At 74.7% G+C, this 22,347-nt stretch carries 11 protein-coding genes; 7 read left to right on the forward strand and 4 right to left on the reverse strand.

The features are described 5' to 3' along the window. Window position 1 precedes the first annotated feature (1 nt). On the forward strand, window positions 2-871 hold the full coding sequence (locus WMF39_RS03325) for an isocitrate lyase/PEP mutase family protein (RefSeq protein WP_437744100.1): 870 nt from the start codon (window positions 2-4) through the stop codon (window positions 869-871). A gap of 10 nt (window positions 872-881) precedes the next feature. Beyond that, window positions 882-2,057, forward strand: coding sequence for an acyl-CoA dehydrogenase family protein (locus WMF39_RS03330; protein ID WP_437744101.1), 1,176 nt, complete (start codon window positions 882-884; stop codon window positions 2,055-2,057). A 60-nt stretch (window positions 2,058-2,117) separates the two neighbouring features. On the opposite strand, the gene WMF39_RS03335 is transcribed toward WMF39_RS03330, so the two are convergent. Together WMF39_RS03335 and WMF39_RS03340 are read right to left on the reverse strand one after the other, a co-directional pair. Next, window positions 2,118-2,738, reverse strand: a complete 621-nt coding sequence (locus tag WMF39_RS03335; RefSeq protein ID WP_437744102.1) for a glutathione S-transferase family protein — start codon at window positions 2,736-2,738, stop codon at window positions 2,118-2,120. A gap of 25 nt (window positions 2,739-2,763) precedes the next feature. Beyond that, entirely contained in the window at window positions 2,764-3,438 is a 675-nt protein-coding gene (locus WMF39_RS03340; protein ID WP_437744103.1) for a glutathione S-transferase family protein, read from the reverse strand. Between the two features lie 769 nt (window positions 3,439-4,207). Between WMF39_RS03340 and WMF39_RS03345 the strand changes: the two genes are divergently transcribed. After that, window positions 4,208-4,798, forward strand: coding sequence for a GNAT family N-acetyltransferase (locus tag WMF39_RS03345; protein WP_437744104.1), 591 nt, complete (start codon window positions 4,208-4,210; stop codon window positions 4,796-4,798). Window positions 4,799-4,895: 97 nt separating this feature from the next. Here the strand turns inward: WMF39_RS03345 and WMF39_RS03350 are convergent, their stop codons facing one another. After that, entirely contained in the window at window positions 4,896-5,387 is a 492-nt protein-coding gene (locus WMF39_RS03350; RefSeq protein WP_437744105.1) for an N-acetyltransferase family protein, read from the reverse strand. 46 nt (window positions 5,388-5,433) lie between these two features. Beyond that, window positions 5,434-9,801, reverse strand: a complete 4,368-nt coding sequence (locus WMF39_RS03355; RefSeq protein ID WP_437744106.1) for a tetratricopeptide repeat protein — start codon at window positions 9,799-9,801, stop codon at window positions 5,434-5,436. Window positions 9,802-10,075: 274 nt separating this feature from the next. Between WMF39_RS03355 and WMF39_RS03360 the strand changes: the two genes are divergently transcribed. From WMF39_RS03360 to WMF39_RS03375, 4 genes are all read left to right on the forward strand, one after another. Further along, a complete protein-coding gene (locus WMF39_RS03360; RefSeq protein WP_437744107.1) occupies window positions 10,076-10,675 on the forward strand; it encodes a peptidyl-prolyl cis-trans isomerase in 600 nt (199 codons plus the stop codon). Window positions 10,676-10,731: 56 nt separating this feature from the next. After that, the gene (locus WMF39_RS03365; protein ID WP_272097713.1) at window positions 10,732-11,028 is read left to right on the forward strand and encodes a polyhydroxyalkanoic acid system family protein; all 297 of its coding nucleotides are present in this window, start codon (window positions 10,732-10,734) and stop codon (window positions 11,026-11,028) included. A 447-nt stretch (window positions 11,029-11,475) separates the two neighbouring features. Continuing rightward, entirely contained in the window at window positions 11,476-16,248 is a 4,773-nt protein-coding gene (locus WMF39_RS03370; RefSeq protein WP_437744108.1) for a hypothetical protein, read from the forward strand. Then, complete coding sequence (locus WMF39_RS03375) at window positions 16,245-22,262, forward strand: hypothetical protein (RefSeq protein ID WP_437744109.1); 6,018 nt, start codon at window positions 16,245-16,247, stop codon at window positions 22,260-22,262. Before WMF39_RS03370 ends, WMF39_RS03375 begins: the two co-directional genes overlap by 4 nt. Window positions 22,263-22,347 lie beyond the last annotated feature (85 nt).

Consider the following 22,347-nt stretch of genomic DNA (forward strand, 5'->3'; position numbering starts at 1 on the left):
CGTGTCCCCCGCTCAGAAGCTCCGCGATCTGCTCGCCTCGCCCGGCCTCCTCGTCATGCCTTGCTGCTTCGACGCGCTGTCGGCGCGGCTGATCGAGCAGGCCGGCTTCTCGCTCTCGTTCATGAGCGGCTTCGCGGTCTCCGCCGCGCGCCTCGGCGCGCCCGACACGGGGCTCATCTCGTATGGTGAGATGGTCGATCAGGCGCGGGCGATCTCCGGCGCCGTGTCGATTCCGGTGCTCGGCGACGGCGACACGGGCTACGGCAATGCGATGAACGTGAAGCGCACGGTGCGCGGTTATGCGCAGGCCGGGCTGGCCTGCGTCATGATCGAGGACCAGGTCGCTCCCAAGCGCTGCGGCCACACGCGCGGCAAGCAGGTCGTGCCCCGCGACGAGGCGTTCACCCGCGTCCAGGCCGCCGTGGACGCGCGCGACGAGGGCGCCGGCGTGCTCATCATGGCCCGCACCGACGCCCGCCAGACGCACGGCTTCGACGAGGCGCTGGCCCGCGCGCGGGCGTTCGCCGATCTCGGGGCAGACATCGTGTTTCTGGAGGCGCCCGAGAGCGTGGAGGAGATGCGAACGTTCTGCCGCGAGGTGCGCAAGCCGACGATGGCCAACATGGTGGATCACGGCAGGACACCGGTGCTGCCGCCGGCCGAGCTCGGGGCGATCGGCTACAAGATCGCGGCCTATCCGCTCACCCTGCTCTCGGTCGCCGCCGCCGCCATGCGCGAGGCGCTCGCGGCCCTGCGCGCCGGCCGGCACCCCGACCCGCGGATGAGCTTCGCGGCGCTCCAGGAGATCGTCGGGTTCCCCGAGTACTACGCTGAAGAAGCGCGCTATGCGCAGCCGCCAAGGAAGGGGTGAGTCGAGCACCATGACCACGATGTCCTCTGCCGCCCCCGCGTCGCTCCTCGACGCGGCGCGGAGCCTCGTCCCGCTCGTCCAGGAGCACGCCCAGCGGGGAGAGCGCGAGCGCCGTTTGCCCGATCCGGTCGCGAGGGCGCTCCGGGAGTCGGGCATCTTCCGCATGTGTCGTCCGCGCGCGCTGGGCGGGCTCGAGGCCGACCCCCTCACGGCGCTGCAGGTCATCGAGGAGCTCTCGCGCGCCGACGGCGCGGCAGGGTGGTGCGCCATGATCTGCGGCACGACCGGCGCGTTCGAGGCGTACATCCCGGCGGAGGGGGGCAAAGAGATGCATGCGAGCCCGGATGTCGTGACCGCCGGCGTCTTCGCGCCGAGCGGGCGCGCCGTCGAGGTCGAGGGAGGATATCGGGTCGCCGGGAGGTGGGCGATGGCGAGCGCCTGTCATCATTGCGACTGGCTGGGCGGCACCGCGGTGGTCTTCGACGGGACGGCCCCGCGCATGCTGCCCGGGGGCGTCCCCGAGGCCGTCGTGCCGATGTTCCGCGCCTCGGAGTGCGAGATCCTGGATACGTGGAGCGTCTCCGGCCTTGCCGGCACCGGGAGCCACGATTTCGCGGTCGTCGACGTCTTCGTGCCGAGCAGCCGGTGCATCCGGCTCCCGATGACGTCTCCGACCCATCCAGGGCCTCTCTTCGTGTTCCCGCTCTTCGGCTTCCTCGCGAGCGCGGTCGCGACGACCGCGCTCGGGATGGCGCGCGCGGCCATCGATGAGCTGGTCCGGCTCGCGGCGACCAAGCGGCCGAGCGGCATGACGACGTCGCTCGCGACGCGGCCCTCGACGGCGCTCGCCGTGGCCGAGGCCGAGGCCACGCTGGGCGCGGCCAGGGCCTACCTCTTCGAGGCCGTCGGCGCCGTCTGGGACGTCGCGGTCTCTGGCAGGCCGATCTCGCTGCGGGAGCGGGCGCGCGTCCGGCTCGCCGCGACGAACGCCGCCCTCGGCGCGGCGCGCGCCGTCGATCTGGCCTTCACGGCGGGCGGCGCCACGGCGCTCTACGCGGAGAGCCCTCTTCAGCGCAGCTTCCGCGACGTACACGCCGTCACGCAGCACGCCCTCGTCGCCCCGCACACGCGCGAGGTCCAGGGCCGTGTGCTCCTCGGGCTGGACACCGAGCTGCCGATGTTCTGAGGGGCCGTCCGCGAGAGGAGACGCGGATGAGCCCGTAGCGCGCGAAGATGCGCCCCGCTCTCATCCCAGGGGCAGATCCACCCACCGCTCGAATCCAGGCCGGCGCTTGATGCGGCCGTACCACGCGTCGACGTGCTCCAGCGCGGGCCGCTCGGTCTTCAGGTTGTACCACCGCTGCGCCGCGACCCCGAGGGGGATATCGGCGAACGTGAAGTACTCTCCCGCGGCCCACGGGTGCCGTGACAGCTGCCTGTCGAGGATCCCCAGCGCGGCGAGCGCCGACCTGCGGGCGGCGTCGATCGCGCCCTGATCGCGGCGCTCTTCCGGCGTGCGCACGAGCTGCACGAGGAGCGTCCGGATCGGGGGCCACAGGGTCCCGAACTGCCAGTCGGTCCAGGCGTCGGCGCGCGCCCTGTCGGCGAGATCGCTCGGCTGGAGCGGCGGCGACCCGTAGCGCGAGAACAGATAACGCACGATCGCGTGCGACTCCCAGAGCACCAGCGGGCCGTCCTCGAGCGTCGGGACCAGCCCGTTCGGGTTGAGGGTGAGATAGTCGGCGTCCTTGACGCGACCGAACGGTCCGCCGGCGTCGATGCGCTCGAAATCGAGCCTGAGCTCGTCGAGCGCCCAGAGGACCTTTTGCACGTTCGAAGAATTCTTGTGACCCCAGAGTCTCAACATGATGTCCCTTGTCCCTCGGCGCCGCTCAGGCGGCCGTCGTCGCCGCCGGCTTCACGAACTTCGCGAAGCGCTCCACATAGAACTCGACCGGATTCTGGATGGCCCTGGCCGCGGGGCGCGCCTGCACGGCCTCGATCCACGCCCGGAGCCGCGTGAGCTCCGCGGGGATGGAGAAGTCGCGGAGGCGGCCGACCGCCGGCAGCCGCTCGAACCATGGATAGAAGGAGAGATCGACGAGGCTGACCTCGGCGCCGAGCCAGTAGGGCCCCTGGCCCGACGACCTCGCCAGCGCCTCTTGCTCGATGAACGCGAGCACCTCGCCGAGCGCCTTGCGCCCCTCCGCCTCCTGGTTCCGGGTCTCGGCCCTCAGCAGCTGGGTGAACGCCGGCACGAGGCGCGTGTTCGCGTAATCGATCCAGATCCTCGCCAGGGCGCGCCTGCCCGGCTCCCTGGGCAGGAGCCGTGGCTCGGGGAAGACCTCCTCGAGGTACTCGTTGATGATCGCCGACTCCCAGATACGGTGGCCCTCGTGCTCGATCGCCGGGACCTTGCCGTAGAGCGAGGCGTCGACGAACGCCCGCGGCTTGTTCTGCAGATCGACCTCGGTCAGCTCGAAGTCGATCGCCTTCTCCTGCAAAACGAGCCGGGTGCGGTGGGCGAAGGGGCACGCCTTCGCGCTGTAGAGTCGCAGCTTCGTCATCCTGTTCTCCTTGACGGCGTGCGCCGTGCGAAGAGCTCTCCTGCTCTCAGGCAGAGGGGGCGCTCAGCTCACGGGCCGTCGTCGTGGCAGGGAGCAGGGAGCGTGCCAGGGCTCTATTGCAGGAACGGATCACAATCGTTCGCGCTGGCCGCGCGCTTGCTGCGACGGGAGCAGGGATTGCTTGTGATGTGCTGCTGAGGCAGCAATGAATCCGGCGTGGGGCGAGGGAAGGCCTCTGCTGATGGATGGTCGACCCCTGTCGAGTACCCGGGAGACGTCGCGTCCGCCGGGATGAGGCGCGCTCAGATCTTCATCCTTCCTCCTCGTGTCATGGTTCGCAGCCCGCGCCACCTCAGCCAATGGCACCTCTGCTCGAGCGGTCATCCGTCGTCCACGCGCGGGCGTGGACGTGGACCTCCTCCCGGTGTGCCGGGAGGGCGCGCTGATGTTTTCCGCCTTACTCTTCTATGACGGACAATAGTCTGCTATGACGGACATGTCAAGACGCTCCGCGGTAGCGTCGATGTCCTCGGCAAGAGGTGTGTGGACCGGTGTGCAACGGCGATGATCGCTGCGGAGGCTGGGATTGACCGGATGTGCGAGGGCTGTCTTCGTTGTAAGGTGCGTGCCGTGACGCCTGCTCGCCTCGACGCCCGAGCACTCCATGGCTCGCATGGTTCGGGACGTGACCGTCGCGTGGTCCGATGGCCTTGGCAAGACAGCGTTGTCGTCGTCAAGCGCATGACGGCGACAGGCATGGAGCGACGCGATGACAGGTGAACGCCCGCCGGACCGCATCCTGACCGCTCGGCTGACGCTGCGAGCATGGCGGCCCGAGGATGCGCCTTTGATCAGGGAGGCGATCGACACAAGCCTTGCTCACCTGCGGCCCTGGATGCCGTGGGCCGTGCACGAGCCTTCCTCCATGGAGGCGACCGCCGCGCTCCTCGAGAAGTTCCGGGACGACTTCACGGAAGGACGCGACTTTCATTATGGCATCTTCACGCGCGACGAGCGCGCCGTGCTCGGGGGTACGGGGCTCCACCCGCGGATCGGCCCGGGCGCGATCGAGATAGGCTACTGGCTCCGGGCGACGGCGACGCGCTGCGGTTACGCGACCGAGGCGGTGGCAGGCTTGACCCGGGTCGCGCTCGAGGAGCTCGGCGTGAGCCGCGTCGAGATCCGCTGCGATCCGCGGAACACCGCGAGCGCCGCCGTGCCCCGGCGGCTCGGGTACCGGCATGTGACGACGCTCGAGGCGAACGCCCTGACGCCCGCGGGCGAGCCTCGCGACACGATGGTGTGGGCGCAGACGGCCGCGGAGCTCCCGGGATCGCGCCGGGGAGGCCGGAGCTCGTGAGTCCATCACCCTCGGCCAGCGCGCCGGGAGCGCCATCGGATTCGGATGTTCGGATCGAGGCGCGGCCGACGCGCTGATAGCGTGGCGGACGCCGCGGTCACTCGAGCTCGAGCGTCATCTCGATCATCGTGCGACGGAAGCCGAACCGCTCGAACAGGCGCTGCGCGGCGGCGTTCTGGGTCGCGGTGTGGAGCACGACGCGCGGCGCGCCCAGGGCCCGGAGGCGCGCGATGACGGCCTCCAGGAGGATAGCGCCCGCGCCCAGCCGGCGCGCGGGCTCGGCGACATAGATGTCGTGGAGGGCGCCGCAGGCGTCGAGGAGGCTGTTCCAGTCGCGCGGCTCCCGGCGGCCGTAGGCGTAGCCGACCAGCGCCGGCTCGGCGCCCGCTCTCTCGGCGACGACGATCGCGGCGTCGGGGTCGGCGAGCTCGCTCGTGAGCCACCGCTCGTAGCCCGGCTCGAGCGGCTCCAGGCACATGAAGCGGTGCGGATCGAGGGCGTGGTGCAGGCGGACGAGCTGCGCCGCGAAGCGCGCCACCTCGGGCATGTCGGCGCGCACCGCGAGGCGGGCGTTGACGGAGGGGATCATCCGCCAGGATAGCCGAGCGCCGGCCGCTCGCTCCGCCTCAGCGTCCTCAGCGTCCCTTTCCCGCCCCCAGGCCCTCCAGCGCCTGCTCCGCGTCGCGCCGGTAGGCGTTGTCGGTCGGCGCCGTCTCCAGGAAGCGCTGGTAATGGTGGATGGCCTTCTCGCGGTTGTTCGCCGCGCGGAGCGCCTCGGCGAGGAGGAAGTGCGCGTCGAACAGCCACGGTGGGCTCGAGCGGTCCGGCGCCTCGCCCAGGGCGACCGCCTGCTCCATCTCGCTCGCGGTCCCGGCCCGGTTGCCGCGTGACGCGTAGATCTTGCCGAGGCGGTAGTGCCACTCGGGGACCTTGTCGTTGGCCGCGATCGCCTTGCGCCACGCCTCCTCCGCGGCCGCCCAGTTGCCCTGATCCTGGTAGCAGAGCGCCATCGTGGCGTAGGCCTCGTAGCGGGACGGCCGCTTCTCCAGCGCGATCTTCAGATCCGCCAGCGCGTCCCGGCTCGCCCCCTGCTTCTGCAGCAGCACGCCGCGCTGCCAGTACGCGTCGCCGAGCTCCGCGTCGAGCTCCAGCGCGCGCCTCAGCGCCATCTCCGCGCGCGCGGTCTGGGCCGTCTCGTTGGCGCCCCAGCCGACGTAGAGGTGGTACTCGGCGCGGTTCGGATCGAGCTCCGCGGCGCGCTCCAGGAAGCGCAGCGCCTCGGCCATGTTCGTGCCGCGCACGAGGAGCGCGCGGCCGAGGAAGTGGTTCGCCTCGGCGGAGTTCGCGCGGTCCTTGAGCACGTCGCGCAGGATGGGCTCCGCCTGGCTCGCGTGCCCCGCCATGACCTGGGTCGAGCCGACGCGCAGCTTCAGGTCGATGTCGTTCGGCGCCTTGCGGAGCGCGTCGGCGTACATCTCCAGCGCGCGCTCGCTCTGGCCGGTCTCCTCGAACAGGAGCCCGCGCTCGAGCGCGAGGCCCGGGTAGTCCTTGTCGGCCGCCGTGACCTTGTCGAAGATCTTCGCGGCGTCCTCGAACCGCCGCAGGCGACGGTACGCCACGCCCAGCTTGAACTGGCTGCCGAGGTCGTCCTCCTTCGCGAGCGCGAGCTCGAGCTCCTGCCGGGCTTCGTCGTACCGCCCGGTCTGGAGCGCGACCTCCGCCTTGGCCTTGTGCAGCGCGGGCAGGTCCGGGAACTTCGCCGTCGCCTCCGACAGCTTCTCCGCCGCCGCCTCGTTGCGGCCCATGCTGGACAGGAGCGACGCCAGCGCCACGTAAGCGTCGACGACCTCCGGGAGGTCCTCTGTCGACTTCACGGCGTCGAGGTACGCCTGCTCCGCTTCCTTCTTGTTGCCGAGCGCGAGCTCGGTGCGCCCGAGCCAGTAAGCGACCTGCGGGGCCGCCGCGTGCGTCTTCTGCAGCTCCTTCAGGAGGTCCTTCGCCTCCTTCATGCGCTCCTGCGCCAGCCACGTCTTCGCCTTGCCGAGCTGCGCGGCGAGGCGCTGGGCGTCGGCGCGGGCCGCGGCCTCGAAGCGCGCCTGCGCCTCGGAGTAGCGGCCCGACCTGTAGAGGACCTCGCCGTTGCCGATCAGGGCGCGCACCGCCTGCGGGTCGAGCTTCACCGCGGCGGCGAAGGCCTGCTCCGCCGCGCTCATGCGCGACCTCGCGAGGTGGATGGTGCCGAGCAGCGTGTACGCGTCGACGATCTCGGGGTCGCTCGCGGCGGCCCGGGTCGGGCCGTCGCCGGTGACCTTGCCGAGCAGATCGAGCGCCTCCTGCTCGCGGCCCGGGGTCTGCCAGAGCACCGACGCGATCAGGGTGCGGGCCCCGACGTGGTCGGGCGAGGCCTCGAGCGCGCCGCGGGCGCTCGCCTCGGCGCCCGCGGTGTCCCCGGCGAGGAGCTGCGCCCGGGCCAGGCCGTAGAGCGTGCGCGCGCTCTTCTGGAGGCCGCTCGCGTGCTGCCACGCCGCGATCGCCTTGGGGGCGTCCCTGGCGGCGAGCTCGATCTCGGCCGAGAGGACGGCGAGGTCGACGTCGTCCTTGAGCTGCGCGGCGAGCGCCTGCGCGGCCTGTCGCGCGCGCGGGAGCTCGCCGCTGGCCGCGGCCTGCGCCGCGACGGCGAGGGAGAGCAGGTCGCCCGGATGGGAGCTCGCGAGCGTGAGCATCTCCTTGCCGAAGGCGTCGTCGACGGTCCGGTGCCCGAAGCGGATGCTCCGCGCGAAGGCGATGTACGCGGCGTAGGCCATGGTCGCCCGGTGGCGCGGCGCATTGATCCGCGTGGCGTTCGCGTCGTTCAGCGCTCCGTTGGCGGCCGACGCGGTGTCCTTCGCGAAGGCCGTCTGGGTCCGCTGGCGGAGCTCGGCGAGCGCCCCCTCGTGCGCGAAGGCGTTGAGCCGGTCGCTGATGAGGTTCACGCCGAAGGCGCCGACGTCCGGAACGAGCGCGAGCGCGCCGCCGCTGACGGCGGCGACCGCGAGCGCCGCCACGACGTAGCGCTTGATCTTCGATTTTGGCGGCGGTGCTTCCGTGGTCGCCGCGGGCTTCTCGGCCTGCGCGTCGGGACCGGCGCTCAGGTCGCCGATCTCGGTGCCCGCGCCGGTCAGGTCGACCTCGTCCCCGACGCTGGGGTGCGGCTCGCTGAGCTCGATGCCCCGATCGTCGGCGTCCGCGGGCGATTGCGTGAAGTTCGCCGATCGGTCGGACGGATCGTAAGGGGTGGGCGCGGCGCCGGGGGCGAGCTGCGTGACGCTCTCGCCGAGGGCGATCTCGTCGCCGAAATCGGCGGCGCCGAAGCCGGCGGTGGGCGCGGCGCCGAAGCCGGTGGTGGACGCGGCGCGGACGTCGGCGGGCGGCGCGGCGAGGAAGTCGGCGGGGGGTACGGCGCCGAAGTCGACGGGCGGCATGGCGCCGCTGCTGGGCGGCTCCGGCGCCGCCTGCGGCGGGAGGGGGCGCGGCCCGGGCGCCTGGAATGCGGCGCCCACGCGCGAGTCGTCGTAGTCCGGCGGGGCCTCGTCGAAGAGCTCGGCGCCGACGATGGTCCCCGGTCCTACAGGCGAACCGGCACCGGTGGCCTTCGAGGGGAGGGCGGAGCCGGTGGCCTTCGAGGGGAGGGCGGAGCCGGTGGCCTTCGAGGGGAGGGCGGGGCCGGTGGCCTTCGTGGGGAAGCCCGCGGCGGTCGGAGCAGGGAAGCCCGCCTGGGCCGCGGTCGGGAGCCCGGCGCGCGCAGGCGAGGGGAGCGGCGCGGAAGCCGGCGTGGGCAAGCCCGTGTTCGAGAACGGGGCGGGCATGCCGATGACGGCCGGGGCCGAGCTCGGCAGATCGCCGGCGACGATGGGCAGGTCGCCCGCGGATGTCGCGGGCAGCTCGGCGTCGCCGTCGCCCTCGAGAGGCAGCTCGAGCTCACCGAAGCCGAACGACATGGATCCGCTGCTGGAACGCGCCGGAGGAGCCGGGGGCGCGTCGTCGTCCAGGTCTCCGAAATCGTACTCCGGGGCCACGCGCGGGGGCGCGTCCCCCGCACCGCGGGTGCGCCCGCGACCGAGGGGCTGCGTGGTGGCCCCGGCGTTTCGCGCGCCGAGCCCGGCGTCCCGCGCACCAGGCCCCGAGGGGGCGCCCGGCGCCGACTCTCGCTCGCCGAACCCGAGGGTGCGCCGGCTGCTCGGAGGCAGCGGCTCGACCCGCGCCGGCAGGTCGGTACCGGCGAACGCGGTCGGCGTCGCCGGGGCGGTGCGGGACTCCGCGCGCGATCGCGCCGGGAGCGCCACCGACGCCCCGGGCGCGTTGCCGTAGACGACCGGCAGATCGTCCGGGTTGAGCCCCTGCACCTCGGCGTCCGTCGGGCTCGGGAGCTCGACCATGAGATCGATCTCTCCGAAGCCGCGCCGTTGCGGCACGGTCTTGGCGTTCCGCCGATCGGACGGGGCGGGGCGATCGGGGACGTCCGGCAAGCCGATCTCGCCGAAGACCTCCGGACCCGGCGGCTCAGGAGGCGGCGCGGGCGGCGCAGGCACCGCGGGCGCTGCGCGGCGCGGCGGCGTCGGTACCGGCGCCGGCGTCGGCCCGGGGCGTCGGGGAGGCGCGACCGCGGGGAATGCGATGTCCTCCGGAGCCGCCATGGGCAGATCGGCGTCCTCGGTCGCCGTCGGGGCGCTCCGCTCCGAGAGCTGAAGCCCCCCCGCCCCGGCCCGCGGCGGGGGGGTGGGCACAGGCGTCGGCGCGGGCGCTGCGCTTGCGCCCCCCTTGGTCACCAGCAGGCTCGTACCGCACTTCGGACAGCGCATCCTGAGCCCCGCAGGGGGGACACGCTTCTCGTCGACCTGGTACGGCGATTTGCACCCGTCGCACTCGACCTTGATCATGCTTCCCGACCCGATGCCGGCGCTGCGAGCGCCTTCGCAGGCGCCCCACGCTCGTTCGGCCTGCGAAAGGCCGGGATGCCCCGACATCCGCTCTCCTTACTAGCAGGGGTTGCGGTCCTTAGGATCGCCTCTTCTGCCGGGCGCCCTCAAATCGGCGACTTCCTCGGGCATGTCGCGTACGTGGTCCGGAAGCAGGAAGCGGACAGCGCGCAGTCGCGGGGCGGCCGGGGACGGCGGGACGGGCGGGACGGGCGGGACGGGCGGGACGGTAACGGAGCGGCGACGCCATCTGGCAGGCGACGCGTGTCGCCCATCGCGGCCTCGCCAAGCGTCCTCCACCTGTGCTAACGCGCTGCCGCTCATGCAGCGCTCGACGGCGGTCATCTACACGCTCTTCTTCGCGGGCGCGCTGGCGTTCGTCATCACGCAAGGCGGCTCGAAGGGGCGCGGCGCGGCCAGCGCGCCCGCCGACGCAGGCCCCGACGCCGCCGACGCCGCCGCCTCGCCTGCGACGGCCGCGGCGGGCGACGCCGACGCGGGGAGCGACGCCGGCGCCGAGGGCATCGTCCAGGAGCGCGGCCCCGAGCCAGCGGGGCGATCCGACGCGGGCGTCACGCTCCTCTCGGGAGAGGCGCCGCCCTCGCTGCCGGCCGAGGCGCCGAAGAAGGTGCGCTTCGGCGTCGTGCTCATCCAGTACCGCGGCGCGCAGGGCGCGGCGCCGACCGCGCGCTCCAAGGATGCCGCGCTGGCGCTCGCCAGGGAGCTCGCCGAGGTGGCCAAGACGGACTTCAAGGCCGCCATCGAGAAGGGCGACAAGGGGTCGACCGACGACCTCGGCTACATCCCGCGCGGCGTGCTCGAGCCCGCGCCGGAGTACGAGCTGTTCAGCCTCCCCAAGGGGGGCGTGAGCGGCCCGGTCGACACGCCGCGCGGCTTTTGGATCGCGCGTCGGATCGAGTAAGTAGAGCGTACCGCACCCGGCGCGTCGCCGTGGACGCGAACGAGTGGAGATACCGTATGGCGACGATCGACATCCGTCGGCAGCACGCGCTCACCAAGGACGAGGCCAGGAAGCGCGCGGAAGAGCTTGCGCGGGGCATGGAAGACAAGCTCGGCATCCAGTGGCGATGGGATGGCGACGTCATCCGGTTCGAGGCGCCGGGCGGCGCCGCGAAGGGGACGAAGGGCCTCGTTCGCGTCGAGGCGTCCGCGGTCCATGTGGAGATCGATCTCCCGTTCCTGCTGAAGGCGATGAAGGGCATGGTCGAGTCGAAGGTCAACGACAAGCTCGACGCCGTGCTGGGCAGGGCCTAGCCCGGCAGCCGGGCCAGGCGTGCCCCGGCGGCTCGATCGACCGCGCCGCCCCGCAGCGCGCGGCGCCCCGGCCGACACGCGCGCCCTCCTGCTCAGCGCCGCATCCCCGCCTCCTCCTCGCGAGCGAGCGACCTCCGCCCCCTCGCGCGCGTCGCGCCGCGCGCGAGCGCGCCCACCGTTCTTCGTTTTCCAGCGGTTCCGGCGGCGTACGCGGTCGACCGGCGCGCTCCGCGGATCTCCTCGCCGGGCGCGGGCGCGCGCACATTCGTGTCCGCCGTTCGACCTACCGAACGCGCGCGGCCAGGCAGGCTACTCGACGCGGCTCGACGCTGTTCGAGCCGGCTCCCTGCCCGGCGCGCTTTACTCCGTCAGGTTCGGTTCGCTACTCTCCGCCATCGTCATGCGGTGCGCACAGATGAGACCCCGTTCGGAGGCGTCGCGAGCGAGATGACGGTTCAGGCACCCGAGGGGCAGGCGGAGAGCATGACGGCCCTGATCGCGCGGCTCCGCGCGGAGCAAGGCGAGCAACCGGAGCGGCAGCTCCAGGCGCTCTTGCTGCACGAGCTCGGCGCGCTCGAGGAGGCGCTCGGCGAGGAGCCCACGGCGGCGCGCGACTACCTCGCCGCGTTCAACGCGGATCCCCAGTTCCGCGAGCCGCTCGAGGCGCTGGTCCGCATCCTCACGCGGCGCAAGTCGATCAAGAACCTCGGCAAGCTGCTCGACGCGCTCACGCGCGCCGCGGCCACCCCCGAGGAGCGGGCGCGCTCGTTCTGGGAGCGCGCGGCGTACCTCCAGGACCACGAGCAGAACCTCGCGGCGGCCAAGGAGGCGCTCGAGGAGGCGGCGCTCAGCAACCCGGAGGACGCGACCCCGTGGCTCGAGCTCGAGCTCATCGCGGCCAAGGAAGGGGACCTCGCAGGCCGGATGCGCGCGCTGGAGGCCCGCGCGGAGCTCGCGACGGACGCGACGTGGAAGGGGCTGCTCTTCATCGAGCTCGCCGACCTCGCGGCGGCGACCGAGAACGTGGAGCGCGCCTACGAGCTGCTCGACGCGGCCGCCGCGCTGGAGGGGCGGGCGCGCTTCAGGTCGCAGCTCGCGCTCGAGGTCATCGCCCGGCGCGAGGAGGACCTCGGCGCGCTCGCGCGCGCCCTCGAGGGGCAGGCGGAGCTCATCGCCGACGCGCTCGACGACGAGGCGAGCGGCGACGCCAACGGCGTCCCGCGGACCATACGCAAGCCGGAGCACGCGGCCGACGCGTGGCTCCGCGCCGCCGAGCTGACGCAGCGGGCCGGCACGGGCGGCTTCGCGTCGCTCCTCGAGCGGGCCGCGGAGCGGCTGCCCCAGTCGACGCTGCTCGGCCGGGCGCGCATCGCCGCGCTCGAGTCCGCCGGCGAGGCCGAGGCCGCCGCCAGCCTGGCCAAGCAGGAGATCGCGCGCGGCGCGAGCGGGCCCGGCGCCGCGGCCCTGTGGCTCCGCGTCGCCGAGGCGGCGGCGCTCGCGAGCGATCGCGAGGCCGCGCTCGCGGCGCTCCGGAGCGCGCTCGCGGCCGACCCGCAGTGCATCCCGGCCCGCGCGCTGGAGATCGATCTCCTCGGAGACGGTCAGGACCCGTCCGCGTTCGCGGCCTCGCTCGAGGCGACGGCGGCCTCGTACGCCAGCGACGACGCGCGGGGGCGCGCGCTGCTCCTCGCGGCCTACGTCTGGGCGGTGCGGACGGACGACGTCGGCGCGGCGAAGGCGGCCCTGTCGCAGGCCGGCATGGCCGGCGTCCACCCGGGCGTGCTCGCGCGCTTCGGCCGCTCGTTCGCGGCCCTCCGCGGCGACGCGGCCTGGTACGAGGAGTCGACGAAGCGGCTGCTCTCGACGGGCGTCGACCCGGCCGAGAAGGCGAGCCTGTGGTTCGAGATCGGCCGGAGCCGCCTCCTCCGGGGGGACGCGGACGGCGCCGAGGGCGCCTTCGCCGAGCTCGCCGACGCCGGCGCCGACGACGGCGCCACGCCGAACGCGTGGCTCGGGCGGGCGCTCGGCGCCTTCGCGGTCGATCTCGTCCGCAGCCGGCGCGAGCGCGGCGACGAGCCCGGCGCCGCGGGCCCGCGGCGCTCGCCGACGGTCATCGAGGCGCTCGCCGAGGTCGAGGGCGAGGAGACCGCGCGCGGGCTGTGGCTCGTCGCTGCCCTGCGCAGCGCGCGCGGCGGCGATCTGGATCGCGCGCGGAGCCGGCTCCGCGCGCTCTTCGAGCGATCCGCGGACGACGAGGTCATCGCGGTGTTCCTGGCCGAGCTCCACCGGCGCGCCGGGAGCCCGACCGCCGCGGCCGCGACGCTCTCGGCCTGCGCCGCGGCGATCGACGACGCCGATCTCTCGGCGGCGCTGCACATCGAGGCGGCGATCCTGCTCTGGCGCGCCGGCGAGCGCGGGCGCGCCGTCGAGGAGCTCGAGGCGGCGCGCGGCAAGGCGCCGCGCGCCGGCGCGACGGCGCTCACCTGGGCCCTTCGCGGCCACGAGGCGGGCGATCTGGAGAGCCGGCGCCGCGCCCTCGAGGTCGCCGGCGAGGCGGGCGAGGACCCGGCGGCGCTCGCGCTGTCGCGGTTCGGCCTCGAGGTCGGCGCGGCCGAGGGCGGCGACGCCGACGAGGCGCTCGCGACGCTCGAGGCGCTGGAGTCGCAGGCGAGCGACGACCTCGCCCTGGCCGCCGCGCTCGGGCGCCTCCTCTGGCAGCCGGCCCTCGAGCAGCGCAGCGCCGTCGAGCGCGCGCTCGACTACATCGAGGAGCGCGGCGACGGCGCCGCGACGATCGCGCACGCCGAGCGCTTCCGCCTCGCGCGGACCCTGGACCAGGATCGCGCGCGCACCGCGGCGCGCGCGGCGGCGTGGGCCGCGGCCGACCCGAGCCCGCACGCAGAGCTCGAGTGGCTCGGCGCCGCGCTCGGCGCCGAGGACCGCGAGGCGGAGGTCGCCGCGCGGAGCGCGCTCGCGCGGCACATGGAGGGCGAGGCCCGCGCCGCGATGGAGGCCTCGGCCGCGATCGTCGGCGCGCTCGATCAGCCGAACCTGCCGCGGCCGTTCCTCACGGGCGAGCACGCGCCCGCGCAGCTCGCCAACATCGAGCTCGCGCTCCCCGGCTGCGATCCGCGGCGCCGCGCCGCGGCGCTGCACGGGCTCGGCGACGCGCTCGGCGAGGAGGCGCAGCTCACCGCGCTCGGCCTCGCGGGCTGGTCGGACTTCGCGGCCGGGGATCACGAGCGCGCGCTCGCCGCGTTCCGCGCGGTCGTCGAGCGGCGGCCCGACGACGTCGCCGCCTGGGAGGGCGTCCGCGCGACGTCCGAGGCGCTGCGCGACCCCGTGTCGACGGCGCTCGCCTCGGCGCAGCTCGGGGCGCTCTGCAAGGACGACGCGCGCGGCGCGGGGTTCTGGGAGAGCGCTGGGCTCCTGCTCCTCCAGCACACCGAGGCCGACGAGGACGCGGAGATCGCCTTCGATCGCGCGTTCGCGCGCGACCCGCGGCGCGGCGTCGCCTTCGACCGGCTGTTCCGCCGGGTCCGCGCGCGCAACGAGGACGATCGGCTGCTCGACATCATCGAGAAGCGGCTCGGCGTGGCGGACAACGACCTCGAGCTCTGCAAGCTGTTCTGGGAGCGCGCGCGCGTGCTCCGCAAGAAGGGCAAGCTCGACGACGCGCTCGCCGCGCTCGAGAACGTGACGCTGCTCGAGCCGGACCACATCGGCGCGCTGGCGCTCTCGGCCGACATCTCGAAGGCGCAGGGCGACCTCGGCCAGGCGGCCGCCTTCTACGCCGAGCTCTCGCGCGTCGCGAAGGCGCCGGGGGAGCAGCGCCTCATGTCGGGGATCACGGCCGTCGACGCCTACGAGAAGCTCGGCGAGCACGACAGGGCGCTCGAGGTGCTGATCGGCCTGCACCGGGCCGGGCTGTCGACGCTCGTCGTCCGCGAGCGCCTCGTCCGGGTCGCCGCCCGGGTCGGCTCCTGGGACGAGGCGACGCGCCTGCTCGAGGAGCTCATGGTCGAGCGCGACACCCCCGAGGGGCGGATCGAGGCGGCGCGCCTCGCGATGGCCATCTACCGGGATCAGCTCGCCGCGCCGCGCCGCGCCGAGCGGGCCGTCGCGAAGCTCCTCGAAGAGGCGCCGGACGACGGCGAGGCGATCGATCTCGTCCTCACGACGGACTACGAGCCCGCCTTCCGCACCCGCGTGCTCGGCCGCGCCAAGGCGACGCTGATCCAGGCGCTCGCGTCCGAGCCGATCGACGCGGACCGGGTCGCGCTCCTCGCGAAGATCGCCGGCGCGGGGCAGGACGCGGCGCTCCGGCAGGCCACGCTCGGCGCGCTCGTCTCGCTCGTCCGCATCGACGACGGCATCTCCGCGGAGCTCAGGAAGATCGACGCCCGCGTCCCGGCGCGGCCGCAGATCGCCCTCGACGCCAAGGCCATGGCCGACATCGCCGATCCGCTCGACACCGGGCCCGTCGGCGAGCTGTTCGCGAAGATGGCCGAGACCATCTGCATGGCGCTCGGCCCCTCGCTCGTGTCGCTCGGCGTCGGCAAGAAGGACCGCATCGACTCGCGCGGCGGCCACCCGCTGCGCGTGGCGGTCGCCGAGTGGATGGGCGCGCTCAGCTTCGAGACGGACTTCGAGCTCTACGTCGGCGGCCCGAGCCCTCGCGGCGCGACCGGCGTCTACGGCCAGCTGCCGGCGCTCGTGCTCGGCCCCGAGATCACGACGCCGCTCGACGCCGCCTCGCGCTCGGCGATCGCGCGCGAGGCGTTCGCGCTGCGCCGGGGCATCTCGTCGCTCAGGACGCGGGACGACAGCACCGTCGCCTCGCTCGTCGCGGCCGCGTGCATCGAGGCGGGCTTCACGGTCCCGCAGCCGCCCTACGCCGTCTTCGGCGAGGTCTCGCGCGCCATCCACAAGGAGATGTCGCGCGCGACCCGCAAGGCCATCGCCGACGTCTGCCAGCGCATCGTCTCGAGCCAGCAGGACCCGCTCCGCTGGGCGCAGGCCGCGCGCAGGAGCATCGACCGCATGGCCGTCATCGCCGCGGGCGACGTCTCGCTGGTCCTCTCGGACATCCTCAATACCCCGCGCGAGCAGCTCGGCGGTGTCGTCGCCGAGAGCGAGCGGGCGCGCCAGCTGGTCGCGTTCGTCCTCTCGCAGAGCTACCTCGAGCTCCGGAAGAAGCTCGGCATGGGGGTCCGGTGAGCAAGAATCCGCAATCCAAGGGCTCCTCTGGCGGCGGCGACGAGGGCGCGCCGTCGCAGGAGAAGATCACGGTCCCCCCGCCGGCGATGTACGGCGCGGCGGTCTCGGAGGGCGACGTCGAGGAGGCCACGCTCCTCGCGAAGATCCCCGAGGAGCTCATCCAGTCGATCCGCGGCGCCGAGGAGGGCGAGCGCGCCGGCGAAGGCGGCCTGAAGCAGCTGTTCTCCCGCGAGCCCGTGCCCGTGCCCGCGAGGCCCGCGCAGAGCGCCGGAGAGAGCGACGCGCTGCTCGACATGCTGTTCGAGGATCAGCGCGCCGAGGACGTCGACGACGGGGTCGTGACCTCGGCGCCGGCGTTGCACGGGACGCGCCGGCCCCCGGCGCCCATCCCGCCGCCGCGCCCCCCGTCGCTGCCCCGCCCCGCCGCCCAGCCCCGCTCGGGCAGCAGGCCGGGCGACGTGAAGGCTTCGCTCGGCGCGGAGCTCACGCCCGGCGATCGGACGCCGAAGATCCCGCCGCCGGCCCCGTCCGCGAGGTTCACGGCGCCGCGCCCGCAGCCCGCCGCCCCGCCGCCCCCGCTGCCGCCGCCGTCGGTGCGCCGGGAGCCTGTGTTCGAGGAGGACACCGCCGAGCCGGGCGACCGCGCGACGCCCATCCCCGACGGCGGCGACTCCCCGTTCGAGTTTGCGCCGCCCAGCGGCGCCAGCAGCGGCCGGTTCGCGGAGGCGCACGCCTTCGACGACGAGGAGACGCACGGCATCGACGACGAGGAGACGCACGGCATCGACGACGAGGAGACGAACGCCCTCGACGAGCCTGGGCCCACGACCCGGCCGTACACCGGCCAGTCGTCCGCCTCCACCAGCCGCTGGGATCAGCCCGCCGCCGACAGCGATCCCGGCGAGCTCGTGGACGAGTCCAGCCTGATCGGCGGGTCGACCGAGCCGACCGATGAAGAGCTCGAGGACGATCTCGCGCAGACGCGCGTCGCGACCCGGAGACCCGACAGCGGCGTCGCCTTCACGCCGCCGCGTCCGCCTTCATCGCCGCGCGCGTCGTCGTCGCCGCCGCGCCCCTCGTCGTCGCCGCGCGCGTCGTCGCCACCGCGCCCGTTCGCGGCGTCCCACGTCCGGCCGTCGCCGTCGTTCGTGCCGTCGTCGTCGTTCGTGCCGTCTTCATCGCCGCGCGCGTCGTCGTCGCCGCCGCGCCCGTCTTCGTCAGCACGCGTCCCGTCGGCGCCTCCTGCGGGCCCGTCGTCGTCGCCTTCCCGCGCGCCGGAGAGCCTCCCGCCGCTGCCGTCGATCCCGCCGCCCGCCTCGGTGTTCGACGGCGAGCAGGACGCGAGCGCGATCCTCGTCCAGTCGCAGCAGCGCGACGTGTGGGCGGCGCGCGCCGCGTGGCTCCGCTCCGAGGCCGAGCTCATCGAGGACCCCGCGGCTCGAGCGCGCGCGCTGCTTCCCGTCGCCGAGCTCTACGTGATGGCCGGGGAGGACGCCACCGCCCGCGCCATCGCCGCCGAGGCGCGCGATCTCGCCCCTAGCCTGATCTTCGCGCACCGCCAGCTCCGCGGCCTCCTGATGCGCGAGGCGGATCTGCCCGCCGCGCTCGAGGCGCTGGAGAGCGAGACCCGCGTCCTCGGCACGCCGGCCGCGCGCTGCCACAACCTCGTGCTCGGCGCGGAGCTCTGCCGCATTCCGCTCGCGGATCCCGAGGGCGCCCACAAACGCTTCGAGCTCGCGGCGCGGACGCACCCCGCCGATCCCCGCGCGCACGTTCAGCGCTTCTGCGAGGCGCTCGCCGCGCCGGACTCGGACGCGGCGGCCTCGGCCGTGCTCGCGAAGTTCCGCCTCCCCGAGGCGCCCGAGCTCGCGCCGCTCGCCGCGGCGAGCACTCAGGTCGCAGCGCACCGCGGCGCCCCGAGGCCGGCGCGCGGCCGCGCCGCCCCCGCCACGCCGTACGAGGCGCTGCTCCGTGCCCGCGCCCTGCTCGGCGCCGGCGACCTCGCCGAGGGCCTCGCGACCCTCGATCCCCTGCGCGGCACCTCGCTCGCGCCCGCCGTCGCGTGGCTCACCGCCGCGCTGAGCGCCGCGCGCAAGGAGACCCGCCCGGCGTCGCTCGGCGCGCTCCGCAGCGTCGCCGCCGGCTCGCACGGCGGCCAGGCGCGCCGCGCCCTCGCGGCGCAGGCGATCGAGCTCGGCGACGCCGCCGCCGTGCGCGACGCGACGCTCGACGACGGCGGCGCCTTCTCGCCGGCCGATCGCATCGTCCTCTCGGCGCTCGCCGGCGGCGCCGCGGGCGAGATCGACCCGTGGCTCGACGCCCTCGCCGACGATCCCGAGTTCGCGCCGCTCTGCGCCGCGGCGAGCGCCGCCCTGAGCGACGCCGGCGGCGACGCCGCGGTGGACGGCGCGCCCGCGTCGAGGGGTGTGCGCCCCCTCGGCGGCCCGAGAGCCCGCGCCGCCGCGGCCCTCGGCCGCGCGCTCTCGCGCGAGGCCGTCCCCGCCGAGGGCGGCGTCGACGCGAGCGACGCCTTCTCCCGCGCGGTCGTCACGTACGGCGACACCGCGCCGGAGAGCCCGCTCTTCCGGGCGCTCGCGCTCGAGCTCGATCTCGACGGCGATCGCGGCGCCCGCGTCGCCAGGGCCGTGGCGTCGCTGCGCGAGGTCGCGTCCGAGCGCGACAGCGCGCTCGCCGCCGCCGTCCTCGCGGAGATCGCGGGCGATCAGCGCGCGGCGATGAGCGATCTCGATCGCGCCCGCGCCGCGGACCCGCAGCACGAGGGCGCCGCGCGCGCCCGCGCCGCGCAGGAGAGCGGCGTCGGCGCGGCCCGCATCCTCGCGGAGCACGCGCTCACGCTCGACGAGGGGCCGCGCGCCGCGGTGCTCGTCACCGAGGCCGCGATCCGCCTGCTCGACGGCGGCGACAACGAGGAGGGCGAGCGCCTGCTCTCGCGCGCCGCCCAGATCGATCCGAAGCTCCCCGTCGCGCTCCACCTCGGCGAGCGGAGCGCGCGCGCCCGGGTGGACCGCGACGGTCTCCTCGAGTGGCTCAGGACGCGCCGCGAGGGCGCGGCCGACCCCCTCGAGCGGGCTCACGATCTCGTCCGCGAGGCGCTCCTCGTCGCCGAGGCCGACCCCGCGGCCGCGGCGTCGCTCCTCGAGACGGCGCACCGCTCGCGCCCCCAGGACATCGGCCTGCGCGAGCTCTTCGAGCGGCTCGCGCCGGAGCCGCCCGCCGACCGCGCCTCCTGGCGCGCCGAGCGCGCCGCCGAGCTCCTGCGCGCCCTCGACGCAGGCGGCGATGGCGACGCGGGCCGCTCGGGTGACGACCGCGCTGCCGTGGGCATCGAGGCTGCTCGCCTCGCGCTCGAGGCCGCCCTCGACCACGAGCGCGCCGGCGACCTCGCGCAGGCCGCCGCGTGCGCCCGCCAGGCGATCGCCGCCGGGGACAACGCGCTCGCGCCGATCGCCCTCTACCGCGCGGCCGTCGCGGGCCACGGCACAGGAGAGCTCGTCGACGCCCTGATCCCGCGCGCCCGCGAGGCGGCGGACGCGGCGGAGCGCCTCGACATCTACGAGCGCCTCGCGGAGCTGGACGAGCACGGGCGCAAGGACGCCGGCAGCGCCCTGCTCTGGCGCCGCTCCATCCTGGAGGAGACGCCGCACCACCTGCCGACGCTCCGCCGGGTCGCCTCCTACCTCATCGGCGAGGGCCGCGACGAGGAGCTCGAGCCGATCGCCCTGGAGATCGCGCGTGTCCTCGACGGCCCGGAGGCGATCGCCCACGCGCTCCTGTCCGCGCGGCTGCGCCTGCGCGTGCTCCCGTGGGAGGAGGCGCTCGAGCCGGTCCAGATCGCGTACAGGAACGAGCCCCGCGGCATCTGGGCGCTGCGCCAGATGGCCGCCCAGGCCCGCGCGAAGGCGGATCACGCCCTCGCGATCGAGGCGGATCGCCAGCTCATCGAGCGCACCGATCGCCCGTCCGAGGCCGCGGCCCTCTCGGTGCGCGCCGCCAGGGACGCCCTGCTCGCGGGCTCGATCGAGGACGCCGTCGCCTTCTTCCGGCACGCGATCACGCTCGTCCCGCACTACCTCGTCGCGCACCTCGATCTCGCCGACGCGCTCGATCGCGGCGGCGACCCGGCGGCCGCCGCCGCGGCGCTCGAGTCTGCCGCGGGCGCGAGCGTCGGCCCCGAGGGGCGCGCGCACTCGCTCTACGCCGCGGCCGTGCTCTGGCAGGACAAGGTCCAGAACGTCGCGCGGGCGCGCGACGTCCTCGAGGCGGTCGCCACGGTCGATCCGTCGTACGCCGACGTCTTCTCGCGGCTCAGGGCCATCTACATCGCCGAGGGGGCGCGCGCCGAGCTCGCCGCGCTCCTCGAGCGCCGCCTCGAGGCGGTGACGGATCCCGCGGAGCGGGTCGAGATGGAGGTCCTGCGCGGCCGGGCGCTCGCCGACGTCGGCGACGCGACGGCCGCGAAGCGCGCGCTCGCCGCCGCGCTCGACGCGAACCCCGATCACGTCGAGGCCCTGTCCGCCTTCGCCGACGTCTGCGCCGGCGAGGGCGACTGGGCCGGCGCCGAGCAGGCGTGGATCCGCCTCGCGCGCCTCGTTCCCGAGCCCGCCAAGCAGGTCGCGATCTACCTCCGACTCGGCGAGCTCTACGACGAGCACCTCCCGAACGCGGAGCGCGCCGAGCTCGCGTACCAGGAGATCCTGAAGCGCTCGCCGGGCGACGTGAGCGCGCGCGAGCGCCTCGTCTCGCTCTACAAGCGCGCCGGCGACGGCGCCCGCGCGCTCGAGCAGCAGAACCTCCTCATCAACGCCGCGGAGGCGCCCGAGCAGAAGTGCCGCCGCACCGCGGAGCTCGCCGAGATCTACGAGGCGATGGGGGACGCGAAGAAGGCCGAGGCCACGCTGCTCACCGCCCGCAAGACGTGGCCGAAGGACGACTTCGCGCTCGGCGCGCTGGCCCGCTACTACCAGCGCACCGAGCAGGCCTCCGCGGCGACCACGCTGCTCGATCGCGCCCTCGCCGACGCGCGCCGCGCGCTCAACACCGGCCGCTTCGAGCCCTACCTCTTCTCGACGGTCGCGACGGTCGCGGAGCTCCGCGGCCGCGCCGGCGCCGCGAAGATCGCGCGCGCGACGGTCGACGCGCTCGACGGCCGCGACGCCGCGATGGGCGGCGCGGGCAACGCCGCCGGCGCGGCCCGCCTCGACGCCCACCTCGCGCCGGAGCTCATGACCCCCGCGTTCCGGGAGCTCCTGCTCAAGACGGGCCCGCTGCTCGACGCCGCGGTGCCGTTCGATCTCGACTCGATCCGCGCGACGCCGCTGCCGCCCCAGCACGCCGAGATCACCGATCTGGCGCGCGGCATCGGCGCGGCGTACGGCCTCCCCGGCCTGCAGGTCTACATGACGGGCGCGCTCGGCGCCGTCTGCGTGCCGGCGTCCACGAGCCCGCCCAAGATCGTCCTCGGCCAGGCGCTCGTCACCTCGCCGCGCGAGGACGTCCGGGTCGCCCTCATCCACCGCGCCGTCAAGATCCTCCAGACCAACGCCTCGGCCTTCTCGCGGACGGCGCCGATCGATCTCTGGCCGCTGCTCGCGGCTTACCTGAAGGCGTTCGTCCCGACGTGGTCGCCGCAGGGCGCGGACGCCGGGCGCCTGCGCGAGTACCACGGCCGCATCGAGCGGGTGATGGCGGGCGGCGTGGATCCGAAGATCAGCGTGCTCGCCGCCGACGTCATCGGCTCGATCGGCAACCGCGCCTCGACGTTGAACACCGCGATCAACGGCTGGGGGAACCGGGCCGCGTTCCTCGCCGTGGGCGACATCAACGTCGTCCTTACGGGCATCGCCTGGTCCGGCGGCAACACGAACGCGCCGCCCGCCGCGGGCAAGGACCGCGTCACCTGGATCGGGCGCAACGCGGAGGCGCGCGACCTCATCGTCTTCGCCGTGAGCGACGGCCTGACCGAGGCGCGGGAGCAGCTCGGCTTCAACGAGTGAAGGCGGGCGGGCGCTCGCGCGCTCGTGGCTGCGCGCTGCCCGCGCCTCATCGCGTCATCGTGCCACCGTCCTCGCGCATCGCGCT

It is taken from the genome of Sorangium sp. So ce1504, from assembly GCF_051521635.1.
Lineage (GTDB): Bacteria > Myxococcota_A > Polyangia > Polyangiales > Polyangiaceae > Sorangium > Sorangium cellulosum_B.